Genomic DNA, 591 nt, shown 5'->3' with positions numbered 1-591 from the left:
TAGAGTAGAGGAATTGCAATCAGCGATTGCCCAAAATGATGATCACTCCGAGGAAGCCGCTCGAGTTCTGCGTGAAACCCAAGAGCAGCATGAACTGGTTTTGAGGCAGCTCGAGCAACGCCTACGCTTGGCAGAGAGCGCCCGTGAACAGGTTGTGAATGAGCTGACCGGGGTGCAAAGCGAATTAGAGGAACAGGTAAATGCGGTGCGCCGCTTAGAACAAGATGCGGTGGAATTAACTCGTCAGAACCAAGCCTTGCGCTTGGAATTGCAGACTTCGTATCAAAGCACCGAAAAGGTTCGTCGAGACTTAAGTGAGAAGTTGGCCCTGCACCAAAAAGCCGCGGACAGTGCTCAGTTAGCTGCCCAATCGACTTTAAACGACTTGAGGTCTTTGCAAGAAGAACATGCGGGTTTGCATGATAACGCACTGCAGTTGGAAGAGGCCAACCGTAAGTTGTCCTCGCAGGTGATGTCCTTAGAAGCACGAGTAGACGAATTAAGCGAAGAGCAGGCGCGCTTGCACATTTTATTGCGTACCGAGCAAGAGACGGTGACGCAAAGCAAAGAAATGTTAAGGGTCCAGGCCAA

At 50.9% G+C, this 591-nt stretch carries 1 protein-coding gene; it reads left to right on the top strand.

Going from position 1 to position 591, the window contains the following annotated elements; genetic code table 11:
- The coding region (locus E1P08_RS17305) for a hypothetical protein (protein ID WP_165485230.1) at nt 1-591 on the top strand (591 nt) is incomplete at both ends.

Origin of the sequence: Legionella rowbothamii, assembly GCF_900639985.1 — a bacterium.
Classification (GTDB): Bacteria; Pseudomonadota; Gammaproteobacteria; order Legionellales; family Legionellaceae; genus Legionella; species Legionella rowbothamii.
This window is presented reverse-complemented; position numbering and strand designations above follow the sequence as displayed.